24 protein-coding genes are annotated in these 26,169 nt (G+C 60.5%); 14 read left to right on the top strand and 10 right to left on the bottom strand.

Annotation, left to right across the window (positions count from 1 at the left end):
• The first annotated feature begins 18 nt into the window (after window positions 1–18).
• The 3 genes from ACW55A_RS09900 (at window position 19) to ACW55A_RS09890 (ending at window position 2,184) form a co-directional block, all read left to right on the top strand.
• Window positions 19–588, top strand: coding sequence for a GNAT family N-acetyltransferase (locus ACW55A_RS09900; RefSeq protein ID WP_003368726.1), 570 nt, complete (start codon window positions 19–21; stop codon window positions 586–588).
• Between the two features lie 139 nt (window positions 589–727).
• Window positions 728–1,597, top strand: coding sequence for an acyl-CoA thioesterase II (gene tesB, locus ACW55A_RS09895; RefSeq protein ID WP_003368725.1), 870 nt, complete (start codon window positions 728–730; stop codon window positions 1,595–1,597).
• Window positions 1,594–2,184: an HAD family hydrolase gene (locus ACW55A_RS09890; protein ID WP_003431646.1), complete on the top strand. Its 591-nt coding sequence runs from the start codon at window positions 1,594–1,596 to the stop codon at window positions 2,182–2,184. The genes tesB and ACW55A_RS09890 overlap by 4 nt, the downstream gene beginning before the upstream one ends.
• Before the next feature lie 240 nt (window positions 2,185–2,424).
• Here the strand turns inward: ACW55A_RS09890 and ACW55A_RS09885 are convergent, their stop codons facing one another.
• The 5 genes from ACW55A_RS09885 to ACW55A_RS09865 form a co-directional block, all read right to left on the bottom strand.
• Window positions 2,425–3,414, bottom strand: a complete 990-nt coding sequence (locus ACW55A_RS09885; RefSeq protein ID WP_003368723.1) for a hypothetical protein — start codon at window positions 3,412–3,414, stop codon at window positions 2,425–2,427.
• Between the two features lie 4 nt (window positions 3,415–3,418).
• The gene (ypfJ, locus tag ACW55A_RS09880; RefSeq protein WP_003368722.1) at window positions 3,419–4,309 is read right to left on the bottom strand and encodes a KPN_02809 family neutral zinc metallopeptidase; all 891 of its coding nucleotides are present in this window, start codon (window positions 4,307–4,309) and stop codon (window positions 3,419–3,421) included.
• A gap of 172 nt (window positions 4,310–4,481) precedes the next feature.
• The gene (locus ACW55A_RS09875) at window positions 4,482–5,768 is read right to left on the bottom strand and encodes an MFS transporter (protein WP_032609214.1); all 1,287 of its coding nucleotides are present in this window, start codon (window positions 5,766–5,768) and stop codon (window positions 4,482–4,484) included.
• A 342-nt stretch (window positions 5,769–6,110) separates the two neighbouring features.
• Window positions 6,111–7,196: a tRNA (uridine(54)-C5)-methyltransferase TrmA gene (gene trmA, locus ACW55A_RS09870; RefSeq protein ID WP_455809079.1), complete on the bottom strand. Its 1,086-nt coding sequence runs from the start codon at window positions 7,194–7,196 to the stop codon at window positions 6,111–6,113.
• Entirely contained in the window at window positions 7,193–8,488 is a 1,296-nt protein-coding gene (locus ACW55A_RS09865; protein ID WP_003396212.1) for an NCS2 family permease, read from the bottom strand. The genes trmA and ACW55A_RS09865 overlap by 4 nt, the downstream gene beginning before the upstream one ends.
• A 265-nt stretch (window positions 8,489–8,753) precedes the next feature.
• Between ACW55A_RS09865 and ACW55A_RS09860 the strand changes: the two genes are divergently transcribed.
• The 6 genes from ACW55A_RS09860 to ACW55A_RS09835 all read left to right on the top strand — a co-directional run bounded on the left by ACW55A_RS09860 (window position 8,754) and on the right by ACW55A_RS09835 (window position 15,530).
• Entirely contained in the window at window positions 8,754–9,284 is a 531-nt protein-coding gene (locus ACW55A_RS09860; RefSeq protein ID WP_003368718.1) for a (2Fe-2S)-binding protein, read from the top strand.
• Entirely contained in the window at window positions 9,281–10,270 is a 990-nt protein-coding gene (locus tag ACW55A_RS09855; RefSeq protein ID WP_054081984.1) for an FAD binding domain-containing protein, read from the top strand. Before ACW55A_RS09860 ends, ACW55A_RS09855 begins: the two co-directional genes overlap by 4 nt.
• The gene (locus ACW55A_RS09850) at window positions 10,267–12,468 is read left to right on the top strand and encodes a xanthine dehydrogenase family protein molybdopterin-binding subunit (protein ID WP_054081985.1); all 2,202 of its coding nucleotides are present in this window, start codon (window positions 10,267–10,269) and stop codon (window positions 12,466–12,468) included. The genes ACW55A_RS09855 and ACW55A_RS09850 overlap by 4 nt, the downstream gene beginning before the upstream one ends.
• A 422-nt stretch (window positions 12,469–12,890) precedes the next feature.
• Window positions 12,891–14,330, top strand: a complete 1,440-nt coding sequence (locus ACW55A_RS09845) for a cytochrome ubiquinol oxidase subunit I (protein ID WP_003431639.1) — start codon at window positions 12,891–12,893, stop codon at window positions 14,328–14,330.
• Window positions 14,331–14,333: 3 nt separating this feature from the next.
• On the top strand, window positions 14,334–15,341 hold the full coding sequence (cydB, locus tag ACW55A_RS09840) for a cytochrome d ubiquinol oxidase subunit II (RefSeq protein ID WP_003368713.1): 1,008 nt from the start codon (window positions 14,334–14,336) through the stop codon (window positions 15,339–15,341).
• Between the two features lie 21 nt (window positions 15,342–15,362).
• Window positions 15,363–15,530, top strand: coding sequence for a DUF2474 domain-containing protein (locus ACW55A_RS09835; RefSeq protein ID WP_003368712.1), 168 nt, complete (start codon window positions 15,363–15,365; stop codon window positions 15,528–15,530).
• A 93-nt stretch (window positions 15,531–15,623) separates the two neighbouring features.
• On the opposite strand, the gene ACW55A_RS09830 is transcribed toward ACW55A_RS09835, so the two are convergent.
• Together ACW55A_RS09830 and ACW55A_RS09825 are read right to left on the bottom strand one after the other, a co-directional pair.
• Window positions 15,624–16,748 (bottom strand): methyltransferase, encoded by a 1,125-nt coding sequence (locus ACW55A_RS09830; protein ID WP_003431638.1) that lies wholly within the window; start codon window positions 16,746–16,748, stop codon window positions 15,624–15,626.
• A gap of 130 nt (window positions 16,749–16,878) precedes the next feature.
• A complete protein-coding gene (locus ACW55A_RS09825; RefSeq protein ID WP_003340758.1) occupies window positions 16,879–17,112 on the bottom strand; it encodes a helix-turn-helix domain-containing protein in 234 nt (77 codons plus the stop codon).
• 336 nt (window positions 17,113–17,448) lie between these two features.
• Here ACW55A_RS09825 and ACW55A_RS09820 point away from each other — a divergent pair, with 336 nt between their 5' ends.
• Complete coding sequence (locus ACW55A_RS09820; RefSeq protein WP_003368708.1) at window positions 17,449–18,225, top strand: ferredoxin--NADP reductase; 777 nt, start codon at window positions 17,449–17,451, stop codon at window positions 18,223–18,225.
• Window positions 18,226–18,469: 244 nt separating this feature from the next.
• Here the strand turns inward: ACW55A_RS09820 and mscL are convergent, their stop codons facing one another.
• Window positions 18,470–18,916, bottom strand: coding sequence for a large-conductance mechanosensitive channel protein MscL (gene mscL / locus ACW55A_RS09815; RefSeq protein WP_003368707.1), 447 nt, complete (start codon window positions 18,914–18,916; stop codon window positions 18,470–18,472).
• A 196-nt stretch (window positions 18,917–19,112) separates the two neighbouring features.
• Here mscL and radA point away from each other — a divergent pair, with 196 nt between their 5' ends.
• Window positions 19,113–20,480 (top strand): DNA repair protein RadA, encoded by a 1,368-nt coding sequence (gene radA / locus ACW55A_RS09810; RefSeq protein WP_002555235.1) that lies wholly within the window; start codon window positions 19,113–19,115, stop codon window positions 20,478–20,480.
• Window positions 20,481–20,494: 14 nt separating this feature from the next.
• Here the strand turns inward: radA and ACW55A_RS09805 are convergent, their stop codons facing one another.
• Window positions 20,495–20,941, bottom strand: coding sequence for a PilZ domain-containing protein (locus ACW55A_RS09805; protein WP_498810858.1), 447 nt, complete (start codon window positions 20,939–20,941; stop codon window positions 20,495–20,497).
• A gap of 213 nt (window positions 20,942–21,154) precedes the next feature.
• Here ACW55A_RS09805 and ACW55A_RS09800 point away from each other — a divergent pair, with 213 nt between their 5' ends.
• From ACW55A_RS09800 to yjiA, 3 genes are all read left to right on the top strand, one after another.
• Window positions 21,155–23,230, top strand: coding sequence for a carbon starvation CstA family protein (locus tag ACW55A_RS09800; protein ID WP_248696177.1), 2,076 nt, complete (start codon window positions 21,155–21,157; stop codon window positions 23,228–23,230).
• A gap of 27 nt (window positions 23,231–23,257) precedes the next feature.
• Window positions 23,258–23,455, top strand: coding sequence for a YbdD/YjiX family protein (locus ACW55A_RS09795; protein ID WP_003313802.1), 198 nt, complete (start codon window positions 23,258–23,260; stop codon window positions 23,453–23,455).
• Between the two features lie 95 nt (window positions 23,456–23,550).
• On the top strand, window positions 23,551–24,528 hold the full coding sequence (yjiA, locus tag ACW55A_RS09790; protein ID WP_455809084.1) for a GTPase: 978 nt from the start codon (window positions 23,551–23,553) through the stop codon (window positions 24,526–24,528).
• A gap of 106 nt (window positions 24,529–24,634) precedes the next feature.
• Here the strand turns inward: yjiA and glyA are convergent, their stop codons facing one another.
• Window positions 24,635–25,888, bottom strand: a complete 1,254-nt coding sequence (glyA, locus tag ACW55A_RS09785) for a serine hydroxymethyltransferase (protein WP_003340745.1) — start codon at window positions 25,886–25,888, stop codon at window positions 24,635–24,637.
• Window positions 25,889–26,169 lie beyond the last annotated feature (281 nt).

Genomic DNA, 26,169 nt, shown 5'->3' with positions numbered 1-26,169 from the left:
CGTTACACGGGGGAATCGATGGAACCGATACTCAAGCTTGATAGCGCCCGACTGCTGATGCGGCAGTGGCGTGACGATGACTTGCCAGCGTTCGCCGACATGTGTGCGGACCTTCGTGTCATGCGCTATTTTCCGCAACCCCTGAGCCGTCTTGAAAGTGCTGCCATGATCGGACGGTTGCGTGGTCATTTTGCCGAGCTGGGCTTCGGGTTCTGGGCGCTGGAGCGCAAGGATACCGGCGAATTCATCGGTTTTACCGGGCTGCATGTCGTGGGTTTCAAGGCACCTTTTACGCCCGCTGTGGAAATCGGTTGGCGGCTGGCTTATGACCACTGGGGCCTGGGCTTTGCCAGCGAGGCGGCCTGGACCGCGCTGGGCTGTGGTTTCGAACGCCTGGAGCTGAAGGAGATCGTGTCGTTTACCGCGGTCAATAATCAGCCGTCGCAAAAGGTCATGCAGGCAATCGGCATGCAGCAGGATGAGTCCGGCAACTTCGATCATCCCAATCTGGAGGACGGCCACCCGCTCAAGCCGCACGTGCTGTACCGGATCAGTCATGAGCAGTGGCTCAAGACGCTGAAGCCTTGATCAGGGTGTAGATTGAATTAAGCCAACCATTTTAAATCTGTATCATTCCATTCCAGTGGGATGGGCTTGAGGCCTGTCGGAAAATGCAGCGACTGCCGTTGCCGTACCAGCGCAAAGTCGATGTATGAGAGGAATGAGAATGAGCCAAGTGCTGGATGATCTGGTTGAGCTGCTGACGCTGGAAGCCATTGAAGAAAACCTGTTCCGCGGGCACAGCCAGGATCTGGGCTTTCGCCAGTTGTTTGGTGGTCAGGTGCTGGGTCAGTCGCTGTCTGCCGCCAGTCAGACGGTTGAAGAGGACCGTCATGTTCACTCGCTGCACGGCTACTTTCTGCGTCCCGGCGATGCCGGTTTGCCGGTGGTCTATCAGGTGGATCGCGTACGTGACGGCGGCAGTTTCAGTACGCGCCGCGTCACTGCCATCCAGAAGGGCAAGCCGATCTTCACTTGCAGCGCGTCGTTTCAGTACGATGAAGAGGGCTTCGAGCATCAGGCACCGATGCCGCAGATTGTCGGTCCGGAAAACCTGCCGTCCGAGCTCGAGTTGCTGACCCGCCGCGCACACCTGATCCCTGAAGCGATGCACGACAAGTTTCTGCGTCCCAAACCGATCCAGTTCCGTCCGGTGACCTCCGAGGATCCGTACGATCCCAAGCCCGGCGAGCCCGTGAAGTACGTGTGGTTCCGCGCCGATGGCAGCCTCCCGGACGTGCAGGCACTGCATCGTTACATGCTCGCCTATGCCTCCGACTTCAACTTGCTGACCACGTCGCTGCTGCCACATGGCAAGACGGTCTGGCAGCGCGATATGCAGGTTGCCAGCCTTGACCATTCGCTGTGGTTTCACAACGACCTGCGCACCGATGACTGGCTGCTCTACGCGATGGACAGCCCCTGGGCAGGCAACTCGCGCGGCTTCTCGCGCGGCAGTATCTTCAACCGCGCCGGGCAACTGGTCGCATCGGTCAGTCAGGAAGGGCTGATCCGCCATCGTAAGGATTGGGCATGACACTCGAAGGTATACGGCACTGGGTGTTCGACATGGACGGTACCTTGACCGTCCCTATCCACGACTTCCCGGCCATCAAACGTGAATTGGGCATCCCTCAGGACGATGACATTCTCGGGCATCTTGCTGCGTTGCCTGCTGAGGAATCGGCGGCCAAGCACGCCTGGCTGCTGGAGCATGAACGCGAGCTGGCGCTGGCTTCGCAGCCTGCCGAGGGCGCGGTCGAGCTGGTTCGCGAGTTATCGGCGCGCGGTTATCGACTGGGCATACTCACCCGTAACGCTCAGGAGCTGGCGTATATCACCTTGAAGGCTATCGGCCTGGATGACTGCTTTGCGGTCGAGGATGTCCTGGGCCGCGACGAGGCGACCCCCAAACCGGACCCTGCAGGTTTGCTGAAACTGGCCACTCGCTGGAGTGTCGAGCCGAAGCAGATGGTCATGATCGGCGACTACATGCATGACCTGAACTGCGGCCGTGCGGCGGGCGCCAAGACTGTTCTGGTCAACCTGAAGGACAACCCCTGGCCGGAGCTGACTGACTGGCATGCGGAGGATTGCACAGTGCTGCGCGGGATGCTGAGGTGATCTGAGCTGCCTACCGTGCCAATGCGGAGCGCTCACCGTTATCCACAAGTCTTTGTGGGAGCGACCGGGGCGGCGATCCGCATTGCTCGCGAAGACGGTATTTCAGTCGATGCATTTTCGACGATTATGTTGACCCTTTCGCGAACAAGTTCGCTCCCACGGCCTCCGGCCAGAATCAAAAGCGGACTTGTATGTGGCGTTGAACGCGGAGCGTGGGGACGATAGTTATATCCCTATCACTCAAAACGGCTTGAACAGCACCGCCTGGCCTTCCGGTGAAGTGAAGATCCCGTCGCCGTTGTGGCCGACTTTCGGCACGATCACCAGACGCTGGTTCAGCCCTTCCGGGTGACGCTTCTGCAGATAGTTGAAGTAGTTCTGCCCACGAATCAGGCGGTAGGGACCTTGCGCTTCGGCGGCACAGGTCTTGTCCAGCGCCGGGTGGTTGCGGTCGGTGTCCAGCTCGCCCATCAGGTAAGTGATGTCGCGCTTCACGTAATTCTTCTCGATGTCAGCCGGCTTTTCCTTGCCCGAGTAGAACGGCATCTTGTTGAGGCCGTATTTCCAGTCGTTGAAGTTCGGGCAGCTCTGCGCGGTTACCGGCTCAGGTCGTTCCGCGTCGAAATAAGCGTAGGACGACGGATTGGCGATCACGTAGCGCAGCTTCACGCCTTCACGTTGCAGCAAGGCGTCTTCCTTGCCGCCGATCATCGCGTAGCGCTGCACCACCTGGGCACCACCGGAGTGCCCGGCAATGACGATTTCCTTCAGGTTGGGGAACAGTTTGCTGTCGCTCAGGCGCTTGAGGATGTGGTCCAGCACCAGAAACGAGCTGACCGGCTTGGGATCGGTGGAGGTTGCACCTTCCATCCAGCTGTTCTGGCGCCAGCGCAGGATAGAGTCCGGCAGGTGGTGCGCGACGATATCCTTTTCATCCAGAAATTGCGGGGCGATCAGCAGGGTCTTGCTGCGCTCTCTGGACTGGTTGGCCGCACGTTCGATGCTGCGCAGGTAGGTTTGCGCATTGCGCAGGCGACCGTGCAGGACGATCACCACGCGCTCGATCTTCGGTTTGGGGTGTACCCACTCCTGGCTCAACCCCAGAGTCGCCTCAGCGCCATTGATGGCGAGGCGATCCGGGCTGATGGAATTGACCGCTTGATCCTCGGCATGCGCCCCGAGGCTCACGAAGGCAGTGCTCAACAACAGGACCAGAAGCGGTTTAATCATGTGCTCAGAGACTCTTGGCGGCGAACGTATCGCATTGATTGATTTGACCTTGGGCAAAGCCTGCCTTGAACCAGCGTACACGCTGTGCAGACGTGCCGTGAGTGAAGGAGTCCGGAGCGACTCGACCACTGCTTTGCTGTTGCAAGCGATCATCGCCGATAGCGTTGGCCGCGTTCAATGCTTCTTCAATATCACCCGGCTCGAGCCAGTTCAAACGATTTTGTGCGTTGTACGCCCAAACACCGGCAAAGCAGTCCGCCTGCAGCTCCTGGCGGACCAGTAAACCGTTGGCACCTTCCATTTTCTGCCCGGCCTGGCGAGCCTTGTCGACCTTGGCGGAAATGCCCAGCAGCGTCTGCACATGGTGCCCGACTTCGTGAGCGATCACGTAAGCCTGAGCGAAGTCGCCAGCGGCGGAAAAGCGCTGGGCCATTTCACGGAAGAAGTCCATGTCCAGATAGACCTGCTGGTCAGCCGGGCAATAGAACGGACCGGTTGCCGAGGTCGCGCGACCGCAGGCCGAGTTCACCTGGCCGCTGAACAGCACCAGCGTAGGGTCCTTGTATTCGCGACCATTCTGGGCGAACACGGCACGCCAGGTGTCCTCGGTATCGCCAAGGATGCTGCGCACGAATTCGGCCTGCTGGTCGTTGGCCGGCGGCGCTTCACGCGTCTGCGCGCTGGGTGGAGCGCTTTGCTCGGTTACTTGCCCGGTCAGTTGCCCGAGAATCTGCATCGGGTCCTGACCGGTGAGCAGGCCGATGGCGACGATGATGACGATGCCGCCCAGACCCAGGCCCTTGCCGCCGATGCGCATGCCACCGCCGCCACCACTGCTGCCGCCATCGCGCGCATCGACTACGTTGTCGCTGCGTCGGCCTTTTTTCCAGAGCATGTCGGATCCCTCTTCTTTTCGTGCAATGAGTGTCGCTGCTGATACGCGAATACGCCAGTCCGGCGTGTTCCGGCCATCGTCGTGTGCAGAATGCGAGGGTATAGAGGTGGGCCGGGGCTGATTGGTTCGCGCAAGCTGTGCCGTGGCTGTGTTTTGCTGAAATCCGCCGCTGTCAGGCCTGTTTGACGGTCTGCGCGTTGAGCACGTCCGGCGGCGAGGCGTCGGCAAAACGGTCGACCTGGCGCAACGATTTGAAGCCCGTCATCCAGGCACCGACCACGCCCAGCGTGCAGACGCCACCCATGATTGCGGCAGGGATGGCGCCGACCAGCGAGGCACTGGTGCCTGCGCGGAACTCGCCCAGCTCGTTGGAGGAGCCAATAAACAGCATGTTCACGGCATTGACCCGGCCGCGCATGTTGTCCGGCGTCGAGAACTGCACCAGCGCCGAACGAATGAACACGCTGACCATGTCCGCCGCGCCCGCGATCAGCAGGGCCAGGCATGACAGCCAGAACAGTGTCGACAGTGCAAACACCAGATTCGCTACGCCGAACAGGCCGACGGCGAGAAACATGGTCATGCCGACGTTGCGCTGCAGCGGGCGCATGCTCAGGTAAATGCCCACGCCCAGTTCTCCCAGGCTCATCGACGCCCGCAGCATGCCCAGCCCTTGCGGTCCGAGGTGCAGCACTTCATGGGCGTAGATCGGCAGCAGCGCCACCACGCCGCCGAGCAGCACGGCGAACAGGTCCAGCGAAATGGTGCCAAGGATGATTGGCCGCGAGCGAATGAAGGCAATACCTGCGGTGAACCGGCCCCAGGCGCTGGAGCCCAGTTCCACCGGTTTACCGGCAAAGGGCGTTGCCACGGGGGACAGAAACAGGATGCCGGCAATGAAGGCTGCGACGCAGACCGAATACGTCAGCTCTGCGCCGCCCAGCCAGTACAGATAGCCACCGATCAGCGGGCCACCGACGGTCGAGCAGCGCATGATCACGCTGTTGGTGGCGATGGCCGAGGGCAGCTGGTCGCGCGGGACAATCTGCGGCAACAGGCTTTGCAGCGCCGGACCGGTAAAGGCGCGGGCGCAGCCATACAGCATCAGCGCGCCGTAGATCAGCCGCAGGTCTTGTAGCTTCAGCGCCGAGAACACCAGCAGAATGACGCCACAAATCGCCTGCACCCCCCAGCTGAGCATCAGAATGATCTTGCGGTTGTAGCGGTCGATCAGATCCCCGGCAGGCATCAACAGCAGCAACATGGGAATGAACTGAGCAAGGCCCACATACGCCAGCGCCATCGGCTCGCGGGTCATGTCATACACCTGCCAGGCAACGACCACCGCCTGAATCTGCATGGCAAACACCGCCATCAGACGCGAGAGGATAAAACTGACGAAACCGGGCTGGCTGGACAACTTGACCGGGGCAGAAGGCGCGGAAGACTCGGAGCTCAAGAAAAAGGATCCCATCGAAGCAGCTGATTCAGGTTTTTGGTTTATACCCCAGCGTATCGATAGGAAGCTAATAAATATTCTGACAGTTTCGCCGTGACGGGTATGAAAGAATCTGCGCCGCGCCGCATGTACAGGATAGGACGCGGAGCGTCCGGAACGGCATGCGACGCAGAGCGCCGCACGATAGTCGAGATTATCGTTCCTCACGCTCCAGCGTGGGAATGCCGTGGGTGACGCTCTGCGTCACAGATCTATGTCGCGCCGCCTGTTCAGGATAGGACGCGGAGCGTCCAGAAAGGCATGCGACGCAGAGCGTCGCACGATAGTGGCGTCCCGGGAGCTTCAACGGCGAACCAGCAGCACGCCCGATTCCATGTGGTGGGTGTACGGAAACTGATCGAACAGCGCGCAGCGCTCGACCCGGTGGGTGTCGTGCAGTTGGGCGATGTTGGCGGCCAGGGTTTCCGGGTTGCAGGAAATGTACAGAATGCGTTCGAAGCGCCGGGTCAGTTCGCAGGTGTCCGGGTCCATGCCGGCGCGGGGCGGGTCGACGAACACGCTGCCGAAATCGTAACTCTTCAAGTCCACGCCGTGCAGACGACGGAACGGGCGCACTTCATTCAGGGCTTCGGTCAGTTCTTCAGCTGACAGGCGCACCAGCGTGACGTTGTTGACGCCGTTGTCATCGAGGTTGCTCAGCGCCGCGTTGACCGAGGTCTTGCTGATTTCGGTCGCCAGCACCTTGCGCACGCGGGTGGCCAGCGGCAGGGTGAAGTTGCCATTGCCGCAATACAGCTCCAGCAGGTCGTCCTGCCGCTCGCCCAGCGCGTCGAAGGCCCAGTTGAGCATCTTGCCGTTCACCGTGCCGTTGGGCTGAGTGAAAGCGCCTTCCGGTTGCCGGTAGCTGAACGTACGGCCAGCCACGTCGAGCTTCTCGGTCACGTAATCATGACCGATGACCAGCTTCTGACCCTTGGAGCGGCCAATCAGGCTGACGTCCAGTTCGGCAGCCAATTGCTCGGCTGCGGCCTGCCATTCGGCGTCCAGCGGGCGGTGATAACACAGGGTAATCATCGCGTCGCCTGCCAGTGTGGTCAGAAAGTCCACCTGAAACAGCTTGTGGTTCAACGTCGGGCTGGCTTCCCAGCGTTCGCGCAGCACCGGCATCAGCGCGTTGATGCGCTCGCTGGCGATCGGCAGGCCTTCGAGCAGGATCGGTGTCCTGTTGTCGCCCGGCGCGAACATCGCGTAGTAACGCTTCTGGTCTTCGCGCCACAGGCGGAACTCGGCGCGCAGCCGATAGTGTTCGCGTGGCGAGTCGAACACCTGCGGCTCGGGTGCATCGAACGGCGCCAGTAACTCGCGCAGGCGGACGGTTTTTTCTTCGAGCTGACGGTCGTAGCTCGCAGGGTCGAAGGGAACACTCATGCGTTGAACCAGCCCAGCTTGATCACGAACAGGATCGACAGGATCACCAGCGCGGAATTCAGCTCGCGCCAGCGTCCCGACAGCAGTTTGATCGCGGTCCAGGAAATGAAGCCAAAGGCGATGCCGTTGGCAATGGAGTAGGTGAATGGCATGGCCAGGGCAGTGATGACTACTGGCGCTGCGACTGTGATGTCATCCCAGTCGATTTCCGCCATGCCGGACGCCATCAACACGGCGACGAACAGCAGCGCGGGTGCGGTCGCGAAGGCCGGCACGCTGCCGGCCAGCGGGGCGAAGAACAGCGCCAGCAGGAACAGCACGGCGACCACTACGGCGGTCAGACCTGTGCGGCCACCCGCACTCACGCCTGCAGCCGACTCGATGTAGCTGGTGGTGGTCGAGGTGCCCAGCAGGGAGCCGGCCATTGCGGCAGTACTGTCGGCGATCAGCGCACGGCCCATCTTCGGCATGTGCCCGTCCTTGCCCATCAGCCCGGCGCGTTTGGCCACGCCGATGAGGGTGCCGGAGTTGTCGAAGATATCGACGAACAGGAAGGCGAAGATGATGCTGACCAGACCGACGTCCAGCGCACCCATGATGTCCAGTTGCATGAACGTGGGTGCCAGCGAAGGCGGCATCGACACCACACCGCCAAACGGCGAGAAGCCCAGGGCGATGGACACCAGGGTGACCGCGAGGATGCCGATCAGCACGGCTCCGCGCACTTTGAGGTAATCCAGGGCCACGATCAAAAAGAAGCCCAGCGTCGCCAGTACCGGGGCTGGCTGTTTGAGATCGCCCATGCCGACCATGGTCGCCGGGTTGCTGACCACGATACCGGCGTTATGCAGGGCGATCAGCGCCAGAAACAGGCCGATACCGGCTGCAATCGCCGAGCGCAGGGGCAGGGGAATGCTGTTGATGATCCATTCACGGATCCGGAAGATCGACAGGATGAAGAACATCACCGCTGAAATGAACACCGCGCCCAGCGCCACCTGCCAGCTGTGACCCATGTGCAGGACCACGGTGTAGGTAAAGAAGGCGTTCAAACCCATGCCCGGTGCCAGGGCGATCGGGTAGTTGGCGATCAGGCCCATGACCGTCGAGCCGATGGCCGCTGCCAGGCAGGTGGCGACGAACACGGCGCCCTTGTCCATGCCGGTTTCGCCGAGGATGCTCGGGTTGACGAACAGGATGTAAGCCATCGCCAGGAAAGTCGTGACGCCCGCAAGAATCTCGGTCCGCACGTTGGTGTTGTGTGCCTTGAGTTGAAACAGCCTTTCCAGCATGTCTGGCTCTCCGTGACGCGGCGCGCGTCGTGAATGATCGACTCCAGCAGCAAAGCACAGACTGCAGGGCAGCCCTTTTGATTTTTGCGGCTCGGAAAAAGCCGCGCATCATACCAGCAGCTTGGCGGGATGGCTGCCTGTGGATGACGGCCTTTCGATGACAAGTACGCTCATCAAGAAAGCCTGAACGTTGCAAACCTCGCGAAGTCCCACCCCTTAAGACGCATAAAAAGTGCGCTAAGCGACCGCCTACCGTGAGGTTTCCATGAGTGCAACGACCCCGAACCCCCAGGACTTCGCCACCCACGCGATTTCTCTGACCCTGAACGGACAGCTCCGCCAACTGGATGTGCTGCCCTGGACCACCTTGCTTGACCTGCTGCGCGATCAGCTCGATCTGGTCGGCACCAAGAAAGGCTGCGACCACGGCCAGTGCGGTGCATGTACCGTACTGCGCGACGGCACGCGCATCAATGCCTGCCTGACGCTGGCGATCATGTGTGACGGCGCCGAGCTGACCACCATTGAAGGCCTAGCCGATGGCGACCAGTTGCACCCCATGCAGCAGGCGTTCATCAAGAATGATGCGTTCCAGTGCGGCTACTGCACGCCCGGGCAGATCTGCTCGGCTGTCGGGCTGGCCAATGAAGGTCGCGCCAGCACGCGTGCTGAGATTCAGGAGCTGATGAGCGGTAACCTGTGCCGCTGCGGTGCCTACAGCAATATTCTCGCCGCCGTCGAAGAGGCGTTGCCACAGTTCCACAATGCGGCGCCGAAGCCGGAGGTGAACGCATGAATCCGTTTACCTACAGCAAGCCGACCGACATCACCGCAGCGGTCAACCTGAGCGGCCCGGCCACGCGCTTCATTGCGGGCGGCACCAACCTGCTCGACCTGATGAAAGAAAACGTCGCCACGCCCGAGCACCTGATCGACATCACCGGCCTGCCTTTAAGGGATGTCACTGAAACCGCCTCGGGCGGTCTGATGATCGGTGCGTTGGTCAGCAACGCCGACCTGGCCTATCACCCGTTGATCGAAGCGCGTTACCCGCTGCTGAGCAAAGCGGTGCTGGCCGGTGCGTCGCCGCAGTTGCGCAACATGGCCAGCACTGGCGGCAACCTGCTGCAACGCACCCGCTGCTATTACTTCTATGACACCGGCGTGCCGTGCAACAAGCGCGAACCGGGCAGCGGCTGCCCGGCGCGCACCGGCGTGAATCGCATTCACGCGATTCTCGGTGCCAGCGAAGATTGCGTCGCGACTCACCCTTCCGACATGTGCGTGGCCCTGGCTGCGCTGGAAGCGGTGGTGCATGTCCAGGGACGTGCCGGTCGTCGCACCATCGAGTTCGCGGATTTCCACCGCCTGCCGGGTGATGCGCCGCAGCGTGACAATCAGTTGGCCGACGATGAGTTGATCATTGCCGTCGAGCTGCCTGCAAACGGCTTTGTCAGCCACAACGCTTATCTGAAAATCCGCGACCGTGCGTCCTACGCGTTTGCCCTGATATCGGTGGCTGCCGCCATCGATCTGGACGGCGAGGTGATTCGCGACGTGCGTCTGGCATTGGGCGGTGTCGCGCACAAGCCATGGCGCGACAAGGCGGTCGAAGCGCTGCTGATCGGCAAGCCGGTCACCCGCGAGAACTTCGCCGCTGCCGCAGACGCCATGCTGGAAGATGCCCAGCCTCTGGAGCACAACGGTTTCAAAGTGAGACTGGCCCGCCGCGCGATCATTCGTGCCTTGAGCGATGCCGCAACAGGAGGGAGCGCCCAATGAACCAGCCATTTTCGCCAATGGGCAAGCCTGTGGACCGCGTCGACGGCCGATTGAAAGTGACCGGTGGCGCACGTTACGCCGGTGAATACCCTGAAGAAGGGTTGCTGTACGGCAGCGTGGTCTCCAGCACCATCGCCAACGGGCGCGTCGCCAGCATCGATACGAGCGAGGCAATGAAGGTGCCGGGTGTGGTCGCGGTCATCGACCACACCAATCGTCCTTCGCTGGCCAGCTACGACGAAAACTATGAGGACGCCGATTCGGCTGACGGGTCGCCGTTTCGTCCTTTCTACAACGACAACGTGATGTACAGCGGCCAACCGCTCGCGCTGGTCGTTGCCGATACGCTGGAGCTGGCGCGGCATGCGGGCTCGTTGGTGCGTATCGAATACGAGCAGCAGGAGCACCAGACCGATCTGCAGGCCATGCTCGACACCGCTTATGACGCGCCTGCCGAATTGCCGCCGCCGCGTGGCAACTTTGAGGGTGAACTGGCCAGCTCTGCGCTGAGTGTGGACGTGACATACAGCACGCCCAGCGAATACCACAACCCAATGGAGCCGCACGCGTCGACCGTCCTGTATCAGGCCGACGGCAGCTTGCAGATTCACGACAAGACGCAGGGTACGCAAAACTGTCAGGACTACCTGCACAAGGTCTTTGGCCTGGAAAAGGACAAGATCCGTGTGCTGGCCGCCTTTGTCGGTGGTGCCTTCGGCTCCGGCCTGCGCCCGCAATATCAGTTGCCGCTGGCGGTGATGGCTGCATTGCACCTCAAGCGCTCCGTGCGCCTGACGCTGACCCGGCAGCAGATGTTCACCTTCGGTTATCGCCCGCGCACCATTCAGCGTCTGCGTCTGGGGGCGGCTGCCAACGGCCGTTTGCTGGCGGTCGGTCATGAGGCCATCGGGCAGACTTCGCGCTTCGAAGATTTCAGCGAACACGTGGTGGAATGGAGCGGCATGCTCTATCACTGCGACAACGTGAAGTTGACCTATAAGCTGGTGCCGCTGGATGTGTTCACGCCGCTCGACATGCGTGCGCCAGGTGCTGCCCTGGGCATGATCGGCCTGGAATGCGCCATGGACGAGCTGGCTTACGCCTTGGCCATCGACCCGGTGCGCCTGCGTCTGACCAACTACGCCGAGCGCAACGGTAACGAAGACAAGCCGTATTCGAGCAAGGAATTGCGCGAATGCTACGCCCAGGGTGCCGAACGCTTTGGCTGGTCCAGCCGTAACCCTGAGCCACGCAGCATGCGCCAGGGCCGTCAACTGGTCGGCTGGGGCATGGCCGGCGGTGTCTGGGAGGCCATGCAGATGAAGGCCAGCGCCAAGGCGCGTCTGCAAGGTGACGGCAAGCTGGTGGTCAGTAGTGCTACCACCGACATCGGCACCGGCACTTATACCGTCATGACGCAGATCGCTGCAGAATCGTCGGGTATCGAAGTGGATAACGTCAGCTTCCTGCTGGGTGATTCTTCATTGCCGACTGCGCCGTTGCAGGGTGGCTCGTTCACGGTTTCTTCAGTCGGTACTGCGGTGCAACAGGCCTGTCAGGCTTTGCAGCGACAGGTACTGGAAGTTGCCAAGGGGCAGCATCCACAATTCGCTTCCGTGACGCCGGATCAGGTTCGCTTCGAAGCGGGCAAGCTGCACATAGGCGATCAGGCGCTATCGATGGCTGAACTGGCAGCGTCTCAGGCCCATGGTGTCATCGAGGTGCAAGTCGACGCCGAGCCGGACAAGAAGCGTGAGGCCTACGCGGCAGCGACGCACTCAGCGGTGTTCGTTGAGGTGCTGGTTGACGAGGATCTGGGCACTATCAAGGTCAATCGTGTGGTCAGTGCCGTGGCAGCGGGCAGGGTCGTGAACCCGAAAATGGCGCGCAGTCAGATTCTGGGTGGCGTTGTCTGGGGCATGGGCATGGCGCTTCAGGAAGAGGCGATGCTTGACCACAACCTGGGCCGTCCGATGAACCACAGCCTGGCCGAGTACCACATCCCGGTGAATGCTGACATCGGCGACATCGACGTGCTGTTTGTCGAAGAACACGACGATATCGTCAACGCGCTGGGCTCCAAGGGCGTCGGTGAAATCGGCATCGTGGGCGTCCCGGCAGCGATCGCCAACGCGATCTATCACGCCACCGGCAAGCGGATCCGCGAGTTTCCGATCACGCTGGATAAGCTGTTGTAACAGCGACCGCAAATCCAACGGCCTATCATGCCAATGCTCTGCATTGGCATGCAGTGCGTGACGCTTTACATCCTCCTGCGCAGGCAGTGCGGCGCAGGTGTGACGCGGAGCGTCACGAACGGCATTCCCACGCGGAGCGTGAGGAACGATAGGTGCCCGGAAGGACTCTGCATCTGCAAGCGCTGTGTAGGTGAGACAACCCGCCACGCGACAATAGACCACACGACTTTAATGGCTGAACAGGACTACTCTTTGATGGTCGATTGATCTGCATCATTGCGTTCAGGCAATGATCGGTGCATCGACCAGCGTTTTCGCCATTGGAAACGCCAGAATAAAGAAACATAAGCACTCATTACCGTGGGGGCAATCGCTGTTGGCTTGCGGCCGGCAGCAGGTTTCATCTGAGAGAGGAACATCCTATGTTCGGTTTAGAGGCTATAGATCTCGCCCGGATCCAGTTCGCATTCACGATTTCGTTTCACATCCTGTTTCCTGCCATCACTATTGGTCTGGCAAGTTACCTGGCTGTGCTCGAAGGCCTGTGGCTGAAGACCCGCGATGACGTCTACCGTGACCTGTACCACTTCTGGTCGAAGATTTTTGCTGTCAACTTCGGCATGGGCGTGGTTTCCGGGCTCGTCATGGCCTACCAGTTCGGCACCAACTGGAGCCGCTTCTCCGACTTCGCAGGTGCTGTGACCGGCCCGTTGCTGACCTACGAGGTGCTGACCGCGTTCTTCCTTGAGGCGGGCTTCCTCGGCGTCATGCTGTTCGGCTGGAATCGTGTCGGCCGCAACCTGCACTTCTTCTCCACGGTAATGGTCGCCATCGGCACGCTGATCTCCACCTTCTGGATTCTGTCGTCCAACAGCTGGATGCAGACGCCGCAAGGGTTCGAGATCATTGACGGTCGGGTCATTCCCACTGACTGGTTCGCCGTGGTCTTCAACCCGTCGTTCCCTTATCGCCTGACGCACATGGCGATTGCCGCATTCGTGGCGACGGCGTTCTTCGTCGGTTCGTCGGCTGCCTGGCACCTGTTGCGGGGCCGTGACACACCTGCGGTACGCAAGATGCTCTCGATGGCCATGTGGATGGCCCTGCTGGTGGCGCCTGTCCAGGCTGTCGTCGGTGACTTCCACGGTCTGAATACGCTCAAGCATCAGCCCGCGAAGATCGCGGCCATCGAAGGTCACTGGGAGAACGTCGGTGACGAACCGACCCCGCTGATCCTGTTCGGCATTCCCGACATGAAGGAAGAACGAACCAAGTTCGCGGTGGAAATTCCGTACCTGGGCAGCCTGATCCTGACTCACAGTCTCGACAAGCAGGTGCCGGCGCTCAAGGAGTTCAAGCCTGAGGATCGCCCTAACTCGACAATCGTGTTCTGGTCGTTCCGGGTCATGGTCGCCCTCGGCATGCTGATGATCTTCACCGGCCTGTGGAGCCTGTGGCTGCGCAAGCGCGGCACGCTGTATAACTCGCGTCCGTTCCTGTACCTGGCGTTGTGGATGGGGCCGTCTGGCCTGATCGCGATTCTCGCAGGCTGGTTCACCACCGAAATCGGTCGTCAGCCGTGGGTCGTGTACGGCCTGATGCGTACCGCGGATGCGTCGTCCGGGCACAGCGTGGCGCAGATGAGCATCACCCTGGTGTTGTTCGTGGTCGTCTACTTCGTGCTCTTCGGTACAGGTCTTGGCTACATGATGCGTCTGGTTCGCAAAGGGCCGAAAGCCTACGTCGAACATGTGCCTCACGGTGGTCCCGGCCAGCAACGCACACCGGCCCGTCCGCTCTCCGCCGCTGTTGAAGGCGAAGAAGATGGCGGCAATCTTGACCCGCTCGGCAAGGGGATTTAAGCCATGGGTATCGATCTTCCGCTGATCTGGGCCGTCATCATCGTCTTCGGCATCATGATGTACGTGGTGATGGACGGCTTCGATCTGGGTATCGGGATTCTCTTCCCGTTCATGAAGGACAGCTCCGACCGCGACGTGATGATGAACACCGTCGCGCCGGTCTGGGACGGCAACGAAACCTGGCTGGTGCTGGGCGGTGCGGCATTGTTCGGTGCTTTCCCGCTGGCCTACTCGGTGGTCCTGTCTGCGCTGTACCTGCCGCTGATGTTCATGCTCATGGGCCTGATCTTCCGTGGCGTGGCATTCGAGTTCCGCTTCAAGGCGACCGAGCTGAAGCGCCACTGGTGGGACAAGGCGTTCATTGGCGGCTCGCTGGCTGCGACCTTCTTCCAAGGCGTGGCACTGGGCGCCTACATTGAAGGCATTCCGGTGGTCGATCGCCAGTTTGCCGGAGGCTCGCTGGACTGGCTCTCGCCGTTCCCGATGTTCTGCGGGCTGGCCTTGATCGTTGCCTATGCGCTGCTGGGCTGCACCTGGCTGATCATGAAAACCGAAGGCTCGCTGCAGAAGGCGATGCATGATCTGGCACGTCCGCTGGCCCTTGCAGTGCTCGCGGTCATGGCCGTGGTCAGCCTGTGGACGCCGCTGGCTCATGCTGATATCGCGCATCGCTGGTTCAGCACGCCCAACCTGTTCTGGTTCATGCCGGTACCGATTCTGGTGCTGGTGACCATGTACGGTCTGTTCAAGGCGGTGGCCCGCAATGCTCACTACACGCCGTTTCTGCTGACCCTGTTGCTGATTTTTCTGGGCTACAGCGGTCTGGGGATCAGCCTGTGGCCGAACATCATTCCGCCTTCGGTATCGATCTGGGCAGCCGCCGCACCGCCGCAGAGCCAGGGCTTCATGCTGGTGGGCACACTGTTCATCATTCCGTTCATCCTGGGCTACACCTTCTGGAGCTACTACGTGTTCCGCGGCAAGGTGACGGCTGCAGACGGTTATCACTAGTCCGAACCGAGGAGAATGACGATGTCTGGTAAGCATTCCATGCACGATCCTGATCCGGCGCTGAGCAAGCCGCTCTGGCAACGATTGGCCTGGCTGGTTGGAATCTGGGCGGGCAGCGTATTTGCGCTGTTCATCGTGGCCAGCCTGATGCGCATGTTCATGAGCGCAGCGGGCCTGACGACACACTGATACTGAATTCCCGTTCGTGTCCTCCGGACACGTTTTGCGACCCTCTTGCCACTCGCGTGGCAAGGGGGTCTTTTTTTGTGCCGTGGGCCTGGGTTACTTGCGGGCTTTCAGAATCACGAATTTCGGCGTGGCGGCGACTTGCTCGACGCCGCGGAACAGGCGCGATAGCTTGGTGTGATAACCCAGGTGGCGATTGCCGACGATATACAGCGCCCCGCCGGTCACCAGTGCGGCCCGGGCCTGAAGAAACATCCGCCAGGCAAGAAAGTCGCCAACCACTTGCTGCTGGTGGAAGGGCGGGTTGCACAGCACCACATCCAGCGAGTCAGGCTCCTGCATCTCCAGACCGTCGCCTGCGCGAAGCTGTACGTCGCGATCCCCCAGCGTCGCTTGCCAGTTCTCGGCTGCCGATTGCACGGCCATGAACGACTCGTCGACCAGCGTGTAGTGCGCCTGCGGGTTGTCCAGCGCGCTGGCAATGGCCAGCACGCCGTTACCGCAACCCAGGTCTGCGACCCGTGCCGTGCCAAGATTTTTCGGCAGATGCGGCAGGAAGGCGCGGGTGCCGATGTCCAGCCCGTCGCGGCAGAACACATTGGCATGGTTGAGCAGTTCGATGGCCGGATCATCCAGCCGGTAGCGCGTCGGGTAGGGCGAGGTGCGCACTTCCATGGGCTGTGGCGTGGCGAACAGCAATCTGGCTTTTTTTACTGCCAGCGAGGCCTGTACCGGTCCGACATATTCCTCCAGCAAGTCGCCCGCCGAGCGCGGCAAATGCTTGACCATTGCCGCAGCGATGACCCGAGCGCCGGGGGCCAGTTGACCTTGCAGGCGTATCAGTTGCTCTTCGAGCAGCGCCAGGGTCTTGGGCACCCGGATCAGCACCCAGTCGAATGGACCCTGCAACGCTTCGCTGGCCGGTATGTGCGGTACTGCGTCGTAGCTCATGCCGTTGCGTGCCAGATTTTTTTCCAGCCCCTGCGCCGCCAGAAACGAGTCGGTGCTGCTGATCACCGTAGCATGTGGCGCGAGACTTGCCGCCAACGCGCCGAAACTGTCATTGAGCACCAGAACCCGGCTTTGCAGGCTCAGCCCTGCTTCTGCAACATGATTGAGCAGGTATTCGTCAGCGGCATCGAAGGCCTGCAGGGGCTCATCCTGTTGCTCGGGTTGGCGAATGAGATCAAGTTCAGCGAAGGGACTGATGAGCAGGGGCATTGGCGGGAGAACTCTGTGCAATCGAAGGTATGTCAGTGAGCCCGATGACAGGTGGGCTCGCTGAGACAGACGATTTTACGTATTTTTTCGTTCCGATACCTGTCTGATTGCGCGGTGATTGCCCGTTTTGTCAGAACATCCCGCTGAGCGCGGCTTGTACGGCGGCAGCCGTCTTGTTGCAAACGCCCATTTTTTGAATGGCGCTGGCAATGTGGAAGTGAATGGTGCGCTCCTTCAGGCAGAGGATCATTGCTATGTCGCCAGCTGTTTTGCCTTCAGCGGACCATTTGAGGACTTCGATTTCTCTCTGAGTCAGGTTTTTTGCTGGCGAGGGCTGTGAGAAATTTATGTCCATCGTGTTCATGTAGCCTCCTTGCAGTACGTGTACAGACCTTGCTGGGTGTTTATCCAGTTTAGGGACAAATACATGACAGTCCGTGGTGGCGCGGATCAGCCGGACGGATGGGCTGATGGCACTTGGCAGCGTGTTCTGGGGCTGTCGGCTGAAACCCCCGCGCGAGAAGGGTCGGGGTAATCGGCTCTGTGGATGTTCGACCCTGCAAGGGCTGATCCAAGAACCAAATACTCTAAGCTGCAGAGCCCGTTGCCGGGTAATCCATCACAAACAGCCGGTGTTTATCGAGCCTGCTTTGCGGGACACTGGGCGCTGCTTTCCATATTCAGGAGTTCAAAGCGCACCATGACCGTCAGTGACGACAAATTCACCCGACAGACACTGCAGCGTGTCACGCCGCTGACCGCGAACCTGTTCACCCTGCGTACCACGCGTGATCCCGGTTTTCGCTTTCGTGCCGGACAGTTTGCGCGTCTCGGGGTGACCAAGGCCGACGGCACGGTGGTATGGCGTGCCTATTCGATGGTTTCTTCTCCGCACGATGAGTTTCTGGAGTTTTTTTCCATCGTGGTGCCGGATGGCGAATTCACCAGCGAGTTGAGCCGCTTGCGTGAGGGCGACAGTCTGTTGGTGGAAAAGCAGGCGTTTGGTTATCTGACTCTGGATCGTTTCATTGACGGTCGCGATCTCTGGCTGTTATCCACAGGCACTGGGGTCGCACCGTTTCTGTCGATCCTTCAGGATTTCGAGGTCTGGGAGAAGTTCGAGCGGGTGATTCTGGTGTACAGCGTGCGTGAGTCGCGCGAGCTGGCCTATCAGCAATTGATTGCCGAATTGATGCAGCGTGAGTACCTGGCTGAATACGCGGACAAGTTTCTGTTTTTGCCTACGGTGACCCGCGAGCAGCATCCGGGTGCATTGAATGGGCGTATCACGCAGTTGATCGAAAACGGAGAGCTGGAGCGCGCTGCCGGTATTGCCCTCACGCCGGAGCATTCGCGGGTGATGTTGTGTGGCAATCCGCAGATGATCGATGACACTCGGGCGATTCTCAAGCAGCGCGAGATGCGCTTGAGCCTGTCACGCAAGCCGGGGCAAGTGGCGGTGGAAACGTATTGGTGATGGCTGGCAGCTGGCTATGGCTATCGTGCCGAGCATTGGCACGATAGTCACATAACTATCGTTCCTCACGCTCCGCGTGGGAATGCAGTTCATGACGCTCCGCGTCACACAGCGGCTTTTCTTTGTCAGGCGGATCAGCGCCAGGACGCAGCCGTCACTTACGTCGCAATTTGCGTCATTAGTGACATCGCGGTTGAAAGGCGCTGCGTGGGGGCGATGGCCTGCAGGTGCAGGCCTTACTCAATCAAGGCGTACGCGCAGGATCCACGGTAATGGGCGCTGCCGGTTTGCTCTGCTCCTTGAGCAGGTCGCGGATTTCGCTCAGCAGGATTTCCTGCTTGGTGGGCGTTGGCGGCAGGGTAGGCGCTTTGGCTTCTTCGCGTTTCAGGCGGTTGATGGCCTTGACGCCCATGAAGATCGCGAACGCGACGATGATGAAGTCGATAACGGTCTGGATGAACTTGCCGTAAGCCAGCAGTACCGCAGGTGCGGTCCCTTGCGCGGGGCGCAGGGTGACCGCCAGGTCACTGAAGTCGACGCCGCCAATCAACAGGCCCAGCGGCGGCATGATGACATCGCCGACGAACGAAGAAACGATCTTGCCGAATGCCGCGCCGATGATAATACCGACGGCCATATCAACTACGTTGCCTTTGACCGCGAATGCCTTGAATTCCTTAAGCACGCTCATGGGGTAATTCCTTGTAGCAGATAAATTTGATCCGGATGAGTGTAGCCCAGACGTACTGCTGCCGCCCGTGCCACTTTCAATCGACCGGAGTCGTCCGCGTAAGTTTTATCCGGTTTTCAAAAGCAGTCGTCGCCCTGCGACTGGCAGGTGTTGCAACCTGCGTTATCATGGGCGTTTTCTAACGACTGGGGTTGTCATGGCCAAGGCCAAACGCTTGTACGGCTGCACCGAGTGCGGCGCGACATTTCCCAAGTGGGCGGGCCAGTGCAGCGAATGCGGTGCCTGGAACACACTGGTCGAAACCATGATTGAAAGCGGTGCCGCCGCGCCGCCTACCGGGCGTACCGGCTGGACCGGTTCCCAGGCGCAGATCAGGACCCTGGCGGAGGTCAGTGTCGAAGAGATTCCGCGCTTCTCCACCAACTCCACCGAGCTGGACAGGGTGCTCGGCGGCGGTCTGGTTGATGGTTCGGTGGTGCTGATCGGCGGTGACCCCGGCATCGGCAAGTCCACGATCCTCTTGCAGACGCTGTGCAACATTGCCCAGCGCATGCCCGCGTTGTACGTCACCGGTGAGGAATCCCAGCAGCAGGTCGCCATGCGTGCCCGTCGTCTGGGACTGCCGCAGGACAAGCTGCGGGTCATGACCGAAACCTGCATCGAGACCATCATTGCCACCGCCAAGGTCGAGAAGCCCAAGGTGATGGTGATCGATTCGATCCAGACGATTTTCACCGAACAGTTGCAGTCGGCCCCCGGCGGCGTGTCGCAGGTTCGCGAAAGCGCTGCCTTGCTGGTGCGTTACGCCAAGCAGAGCGGCACGGCGATCTTCCTGGTCGGTCACGTCACCAAGGAAGGCGCCTTGGCCGGTCCGCGCGTGCTTGAGCACATGGTCGACACCGTGTTGTATTTCGAGGGCGAGTCGGACGGGCGCCTGCGCCTGCTGCGGGCGGTGAAGAACCGCTTTGGCGCGGTCAACGAGCTGGGCGTGTTCGGCATGACCGACAAGGGCCTGAAAGAAGTCTCCAATCCGTCTGCGATCTTTCTTACCCGCGCGCAGGAAGAAGTGCCGGGCAGTGTGGTCATGGCGACCTGGGAAGGCACGCGGCCGATGCTGGTGGAGGTGCAGGCGCTGGTGGACGACAGTCACATGTCCAACCCGCGCCGCGTGACGCTGGGTCTGGATCAGAATCGTCTGGCCATGCTGCTGGCTGTTCTGCACCGCCACGGCGGCATTCCCACTCACGACCAGGACGTGTTTCTCAACGTGGTAGGTGGGGTGAAGGTGCTGGAAACCGCATCCGACCTGGCCTTGATGGCAGCCGTAATGTCCAGCCTGCGCAATCGTCCGCTGCCGCATGACTTGCTGGTGTTCGGTGAGGTGGGGCTGTCGGGTGAAGTCAGGCCGGTGCCCAGTGGGCAGGAGCGCCTCAAGGAGGCCGCCAAGCACGGCTTCAAACGCGCCATCGTGCCCAAGGGCAACGCGCCAAAGGAGGCGCCGCCCGGTTTGCAGATCATTGCCGTTACGCGACTGGAACAGGCCCTGGATGCGCTGTTCGAGTAACCTCGCCCTGAGGATTATTCCTGCAGTTCGATCAAGGCTGCCAGTTCCCGATCCAGTTCCTCGGGATCTCCGAGGTTCAATTCGACCAGCCGCCTCAGGTGGCTGATCGAGTCCAGCCCTATGTGCCGGCAAACGCATCCCAGTTGCCGTTTGTTGTCATGAGTGATTTCGACATCCATTTTCACATGGGCATCGTTGCTTAGAATGATGTCGACTTCAAAGGGCTGCGTCTGATCACCGTTCCACGGATCAGGCCGTTCGATCAGCAGCCCTTTGAGGGATAGGTCGACCAGTTGCACTTTCCAGCTTTTGTCGCCTTGCTTCAGATCGGTCTTGGCATCAAAGGCAATGCGTTTGAAACGACGGCGATCTGCAGGTGAGTCGGTCATCGAATGAACTCTCTTGTTGACCGCCGCCGGAGTCAGCGTGCAGGTCGTTATCTGATCGATTCTGTTGTCCATGCACGATAGACCGTAAAGCAATTGCAGAACAGTTCCGCATCACGGTTTTGTGATCGGGACGCCATCTGTCGAGGCCATTCCAGCCCTCTATGCCGGGTATCTGCCGCAATTGATCAAATTTCGACCTAGACCTTGGTTGGGGGTGGTCTTTCGCTGATCCGGCGCTAAACTCGCATGGCTTGCCTTCTAGTCAACTCTGCTGGAATAAAAAAAATGAAAAATAATAATAGTCTGATGCGCCATGTTCCCTGGCTCATCATCGCCATTGTCGGGGCATGTGCCCTTGGGGTCGTGGCCTTGCGTCGCGGAGAGGCGATCAACGCCTTGTGGATAGTGGTCGCTGCGGTAGCTATCTACCTGGTTGCCTATCGTTACTACAGTCTTTTCATCGCCACTCACGTCATGCAGCTCGATCCGCTGCGTGCGACACCGGCAGTGGTCAACAACGACGGTCTGGACTATGTGCCGACCAACAAACACATCCTCTTCGGTCACCACTTTGCAGCCATCGCCGGCGCAGGCCCGCTGGTCGGCCCGGTACTGGCAGCGCAAATGGGCTATCTACCCGGTACGCTCTGGCTGATTGCCGGCGTGGTGCTGGCCGGTGCGGTGCAGGACTTCATGATCCTGTTCCTTTCCACACGCCGTAACGGTCGCTCGCTGGGCGACATGGTGCGCGAGGAAATGGGCCGTATTCCCGGCACCATCGCGCTGTTCGGCTGTTTCCTGATCATGATCATCATCCTTGCGGTGCTGGCGCTGATCGTGGTCAAGGCCCTGGCCGAGAGCCCTTGGGGCATGTTCACGGTCATGGCGACGATCCCGATCGCGATGTTCATGGGCATTTATATGCGCTACATCCGTCCGGGACGCATTGGTGAGATCTCCATCGTCGGCGTCATTCTGTTGCTCGGTTCGATCTGGGTCGGCGGCATGGTCGCGGCGGATCCGACCTGGGGTCCGATGTTCACGTTCACCGGTGTGCAGATCACCTGGATGCTGGTCGGCTACGGTTTTGTCGCGGCCATGCTGCCGGTCTGGCTGCTGCTTGCGCCACGTGACTACCTGTCGACCTTCCTGAAAATCGGCACCATTCTGGCGCTGGCAATCGGCATCCTGATTCTGGCGCCCGAGCTGAAAATGCCGGCCCTGACCCAGTTCACCAACGGCACAGGCCCGGTCTGGAAGGGCGCATTGTTCCCGTTCCTGTTCATCACCATTGCCTGCGGTGCGGTATCGGGTTTCCACGCACTGATCTCGTCGGGCACGACGCCCAAGCTGCTGGATAACGAAAAGAACGCCCGCTACATCGGTTACGGCGGCATGCTGATGGAATCCTTCGTGGCCATCATGGCAATGGTTGCCGCTTCGGTGATCGAGCCGGGTGTGTACTTCGCCATGAACAGCCCTGCTGCGGTGGTCGGCAGTGACGTGGTAACAGTGGCGCAGACCGTGTCCAGCTGGGGCTTTGCCATCACGCCGGAGCAACTGACCGCTGTTGCGAAAGACATCGGTGAAAACACCGTGCTGGCCCGTGCCGGCGGTGCTCCGACGCTGGCCGTCGGTATCGCGCAGATCCTCCATCAGGTGCTGCCGGGTGAAAACACCATGGCGTTCTGGTACCACTTTGCGATTCTGTTCGAGGCGCTGTTCATTCTGACCGCCGTCGACGCCGGTACACGTGCCGGACGCTTCATGCTGCAGGACCTACTGGGCAGCTTCGTCCCGGCCTTGAAGCGCACCGAGTCGTGGACGGCCAACGCCATCGGCACCGGCGGTTGCGTGGCGCTGTGGGGCTATCTGCTGTATCAGGGTGTAATCGATCCGCTGGGTGGCATCAATACCTTGTGGCCACTGTTCGGTATCTCCAACCAGATGCTCGCCGGTATCGCCCTGATGCTCGCCAGCGTGGTGCTGATCAAGATGAAGCGCCAGCGCTATGTCTGGGTGACCATTCTGCCTGCCACCTGGCTGCTGATCTGCACCGTGACGGCTGGCTTGATCAAGCTGTTCGATGCCAACCCTGCGGTAGGTTTCCTGGCCCTGGCCAAGAAATACAGCGCGGCGGCCGATGCCGGTCAGATTCTGGCCCCGGCCAAGACCATGGATCAGATGCAGCATGTGATCTTCAACGCTTACACCAACGCCGGGCTGACCGTGCTGTTCCTGTTCGTGGTGTTCAGCATCCTGTTCTACGCCATTAAAGTCGGCCGAGCGGCCTGGAGCACCAAGGAGCGCACCGACAAGGAAGCTCCGTTCCAGGCCATGCCGCCAGCGTCGCAGGTGTGACCACGCTTACCCATAGAGGATTTGCCCATGTTCAATGACCTGAGTCGCCTCGGCAAATACCTCGGTCAGGCCGCGCGCCTGATGGTGGGCATGCCGGACTACGACACATACGTAGAGCACATGCAGAACACCCACCCGGACAAGCCGGTGATGACCTATGAGCAGTTCTTTCGGGAGCGGCAAGAGGCCCGTTACGGCGGCAAGGCCGGTCCGAAATGCTGTTGATCCGCTGATCTGCGTTATTGTTTGATCCGACGCGCCGCAGGCCATCACCTGTGGCGCGTTTTCATTTCAGCTGAATGCCTCACGCCAGGAGCCTTATGACTGAGTTGCAACCCATCCCCGTGACCGTGCTGACCGGCTTTCTGGGCGCCGGCAAGACCACCTTGCTGCGCCACCTGCTCAAGGCCGAACACGGCCTGAAAATCGCTGTGATCGAAAACGAATTCAGCGATGCAGGCATCGACAGCCAGTTGCTCGGCACGGACCCTGTGCAGATCATGACCCTGTCCAACGGTTGCGTGTGCTGCACCATCCACACTGACCTGACCAAGGCGCTCTACCTGCTGCTGGAGCGTCTGGACAGCGGCGAGATCGTGTTCGACCGGCTGGTGATCGAATGCACCGGGCTGGCCGATCCCGCGCCGGTCGCGCAGACCTTTTTCATCGATGAAGAGCTGCGCGAGCGTTACATCCTCGACGGCATCATCACCTTGGTCGACGCCGCGCACGCCGATACTCACCTGGCGCAAACCATCGCCCAGGCGCAGATCGGCTTTGCGGACCGGTTGCTGGTCAGCAAGCGTGACCTGGTCGACGATGCAGCCTTCGATGCCCTGAGCGCGCGCCTGACCCGCATCAACCGCCGCGCGCCGATCCGTATCGTCGAGCACGGCAGGATCGACCTCGCCGAACTGCTCGACGTACGCGGCTTCAACCTCAACGCCGACCTCGGCGGCGGCATGATCCTGCGCCCACTGGCCCCGACCGGTAATTCCGCTGACCGCATCAGCAGCCTGGTCCTGCGCAGTGAAAAACCGCTGAACCTGGACCGCCTCAGCGAGTTCATGAACGAACTGCTCGACGACCATGGCAAGCAACTGCTGCGTTACAAGGGCGTGCTCAACATCGAAGACGAACCGCGCAAGATGGTGTTTCAGGGCGTGCTCAAGCTGTACGGCTTTGACTGGGACACCGAGTGGGCCGAGGGCGAAAAACGCGAGAGCGTGATCGTGTTCATTGCCGATGAATTGCCGGAGGAGAAGATCCGGGCGGGGTTCGAGAGGGTATGCGGCTGAGAGGTTGGGCTGCGAGTGAGCTTCTGCCCATAGAGTGATCTGCCCAACAAAAAGCCCCGGCTCTCACGAGCCGGGGCTTTTTGGTACTGCGTTTAAACCAGGCTTATCAAGCGCCGTAAACCGGCAGCTTCGCGCAGATGGCCTTGACCTTCTCGCGAACGGCGTCGATCACGGCTTCGTTGTTCAGGTCAGCCAGGATGTCGCAGATCCAGCCCGCCAGTTCCTTGCACTCAGCTTCCTTGAAGCCGCGAGTGGTCACTGCCGGGGTGCCGAAGCGCAGGCCGGAGGTGACGAACGGCGAGCGTGGGTCGTTTGGAACGGAGTTCTTGTTGACGGTGATGAAGGCGCGACCCAGAGCGGCGTCGGCGTCTTTACCGGAGATGTCCTGTTTGATCAGCGATAGCAGGAACAGGTGGTTTTCAGTACCGCCGGAAACCACGTCGAAGCCACGCTCGATGAACACACCGGCCATCGCCTTGGCGTTCTTGACCACTTGCTGCTGGTAGGTCTTGAACTCAGGCTGCAGCGCTTCCTTGAAGCACACGGCCTTGGCTGCGATGACGTGCTCCAGCGGGCCGCCCTGGGAGCCAGGGAATACCGCGGAGTTCAGCTTCTTCTCGATTTCGGCGTTGGCGCGCGCCAGGATCAGGCCGCCACGTGGACCGCGCAGGGTCTTGTGCGTGGTGGTGGTCACGACGTCAGCGAATGGCACCGGGTTCGGGTAGACGCCTGCGGCGACCAGACCGGCTACGTGAGCCATGTCGACGAACAGGTAGGCACCGACCTTGTCAGCGATTGCACGGAAGCGCGGGAAGTCGAGGATCTGCGAGTAGGCAGAGAAACCGGCGACGATCATTTTTGGCTTGTGCTCGACAGCCAGGCGCTCGACTTCGTCGTAGTCGATCATGCCGTTGGCATCGATACCGTACTGAACGGCGTTGTACAGCTTGCCCGAGGACGAAACGCTGGCGCCGTGGGTCAGGTGACCACCGTGAGCCAGGCTCATGCCCAGAATGGTGTCGCCGCCTTGCAGCAGGGCCAGGTAGACCGCCGAGTTGGCTTGCGAACCCGCGTGTGGCTGGACGTTGGCATAATCAGCGCCGAACAGCTCCTTGGCGCGGTCGATGGCCAGTTGTTCGATAACGTCGACGTACTCGCAACCACCGTAGTAGCGCTTGCCTGGATAGCCTTCGGCGTACTTGTTGGTCAGGGCCGAGCCCTGAGCTTCCATGACGGCCGGACTGGTGTAGTTTTCCGAGGCAATCAGCTCGATGTGTTCTTCCTGACGCAGAGCTTCTTGCTCCATGGCGGCAAACAGATCGGCGTCGTACTTGGCGATAGTCAAATCACGGCTGAACATGGCAGTCCTCAAGGGGGCATGGCGGAAAAGGCGGCTATTCTACCCCATCGGGTTTTATCTGGCATATGAAAGGCAGTCATCTTGACCAGTGACGCCGTTCACGCGGGTTTCGACAAGGCCTGAAATCATGGACGTGCCGCAGGCGCAAGGCTCGTTCTGTAGGGGACTCGCCCACATGAGAGGGTCGAGATCGATTTAGTCATCGGCGGCGTGAACCGGGCACATCCACTCGAATTTTCAGCGATCACGCATCTATTTACCTTCAACTGCCGGAACCGTTC

This window comes from Plantibacter cousiniae (nom. nud.), assembly GCF_977070315.1.
This window is presented reverse-complemented; position numbering and strand designations above follow the sequence as displayed.

Bases quoted from the DNA above. Each gene is read 5' to 3' on its own strand.
- ACW55A_RS09885 (WP_003368723.1), bottom strand. From the start codon at position 3,414: ATGATTAAACCGCTTCTGGTCCTGTTGTTGAGCACTGCCTTCGTGAGC.
- ACW55A_RS09795 (WP_003313802.1), top strand. From the start codon at position 23,258: ATGTTCAATGACCTGAGTCGCCTCGGCAAATACCTCGGTCAGGCCGCG.
- trmA (WP_455809079.1), bottom strand. From the start codon at position 7,196: ATGAGTGTTCCCTTCGACCCTGCGAGCTACGACCGTCAGCTCGAAGAA.
- ACW55A_RS09820 (WP_003368708.1), top strand. From the start codon at position 17,449: ATGACCGTCAGTGACGACAAATTCACCCGACAGACACTGCAGCGTGTC.
- ACW55A_RS09830 (WP_003431638.1), bottom strand. From the start codon at position 16,748: ATGCCCCTGCTCATCAGTCCCTTCGCTGAACTTGATCTCATTCGCCAA.
- ACW55A_RS09800 (WP_248696177.1), top strand. From the start codon at position 21,155: ATGAAAAATAATAATAGTCTGATGCGCCATGTTCCCTGGCTCATCATC.
- ACW55A_RS09825 (WP_003340758.1), bottom strand. From the start codon at position 17,112: ATGAACACGATGGACATAAATTTCTCACAGCCCTCGCCAGCAAAAAAC.
- ACW55A_RS09805 (WP_498810858.1), bottom strand. From the start codon at position 20,941: ATGGACAACAGAATCGATCAGATAACGACCTGCACGCTGACTCCGGCG.
- radA (WP_002555235.1), top strand. From the start codon at position 19,113: ATGGCCAAGGCCAAACGCTTGTACGGCTGCACCGAGTGCGGCGCGACA.
- ACW55A_RS09855 (WP_054081984.1), top strand. From the start codon at position 9,281: ATGAATCCGTTTACCTACAGCAAGCCGACCGACATCACCGCAGCGGTC.
- ACW55A_RS09890 (WP_003431646.1), top strand. From the start codon at position 1,594: ATGACACTCGAAGGTATACGGCACTGGGTGTTCGACATGGACGGTACC.
- ACW55A_RS09850 (WP_054081985.1), top strand. From the start codon at position 10,267: ATGAACCAGCCATTTTCGCCAATGGGCAAGCCTGTGGACCGCGTCGAC.
- tesB (WP_003368725.1), top strand. From the start codon at position 728: ATGAGCCAAGTGCTGGATGATCTGGTTGAGCTGCTGACGCTGGAAGCC.
- glyA (WP_003340745.1), bottom strand. From the start codon at position 25,888: ATGTTCAGCCGTGATTTGACTATCGCCAAGTACGACGCCGATCTGTTT.
- ACW55A_RS09845 (WP_003431639.1), top strand. From the start codon at position 12,891: ATGTTCGGTTTAGAGGCTATAGATCTCGCCCGGATCCAGTTCGCATTC.
- ypfJ (WP_003368722.1), bottom strand. From the start codon at position 4,309: ATGCTCTGGAAAAAAGGCCGACGCAGCGACAACGTAGTCGATGCGCGC.
- ACW55A_RS09865 (WP_003396212.1), bottom strand. From the start codon at position 8,488: ATGCTGGAAAGGCTGTTTCAACTCAAGGCACACAACACCAACGTGCGG.
- ACW55A_RS09860 (WP_003368718.1), top strand. From the start codon at position 8,754: ATGAGTGCAACGACCCCGAACCCCCAGGACTTCGCCACCCACGCGATT.
- mscL (WP_003368707.1), bottom strand. From the start codon at position 18,916: ATGAGCGTGCTTAAGGAATTCAAGGCATTCGCGGTCAAAGGCAACGTA.
- yjiA (WP_455809084.1), top strand. From the start codon at position 23,551: ATGACTGAGTTGCAACCCATCCCCGTGACCGTGCTGACCGGCTTTCTG.
- cydB (WP_003368713.1), top strand. From the start codon at position 14,334: ATGGGTATCGATCTTCCGCTGATCTGGGCCGTCATCATCGTCTTCGGC.
- ACW55A_RS09835 (WP_003368712.1), top strand. From the start codon at position 15,363: ATGTCTGGTAAGCATTCCATGCACGATCCTGATCCGGCGCTGAGCAAG.
- ACW55A_RS09900 (WP_003368726.1), top strand. From the start codon at position 19: ATGGAACCGATACTCAAGCTTGATAGCGCCCGACTGCTGATGCGGCAG.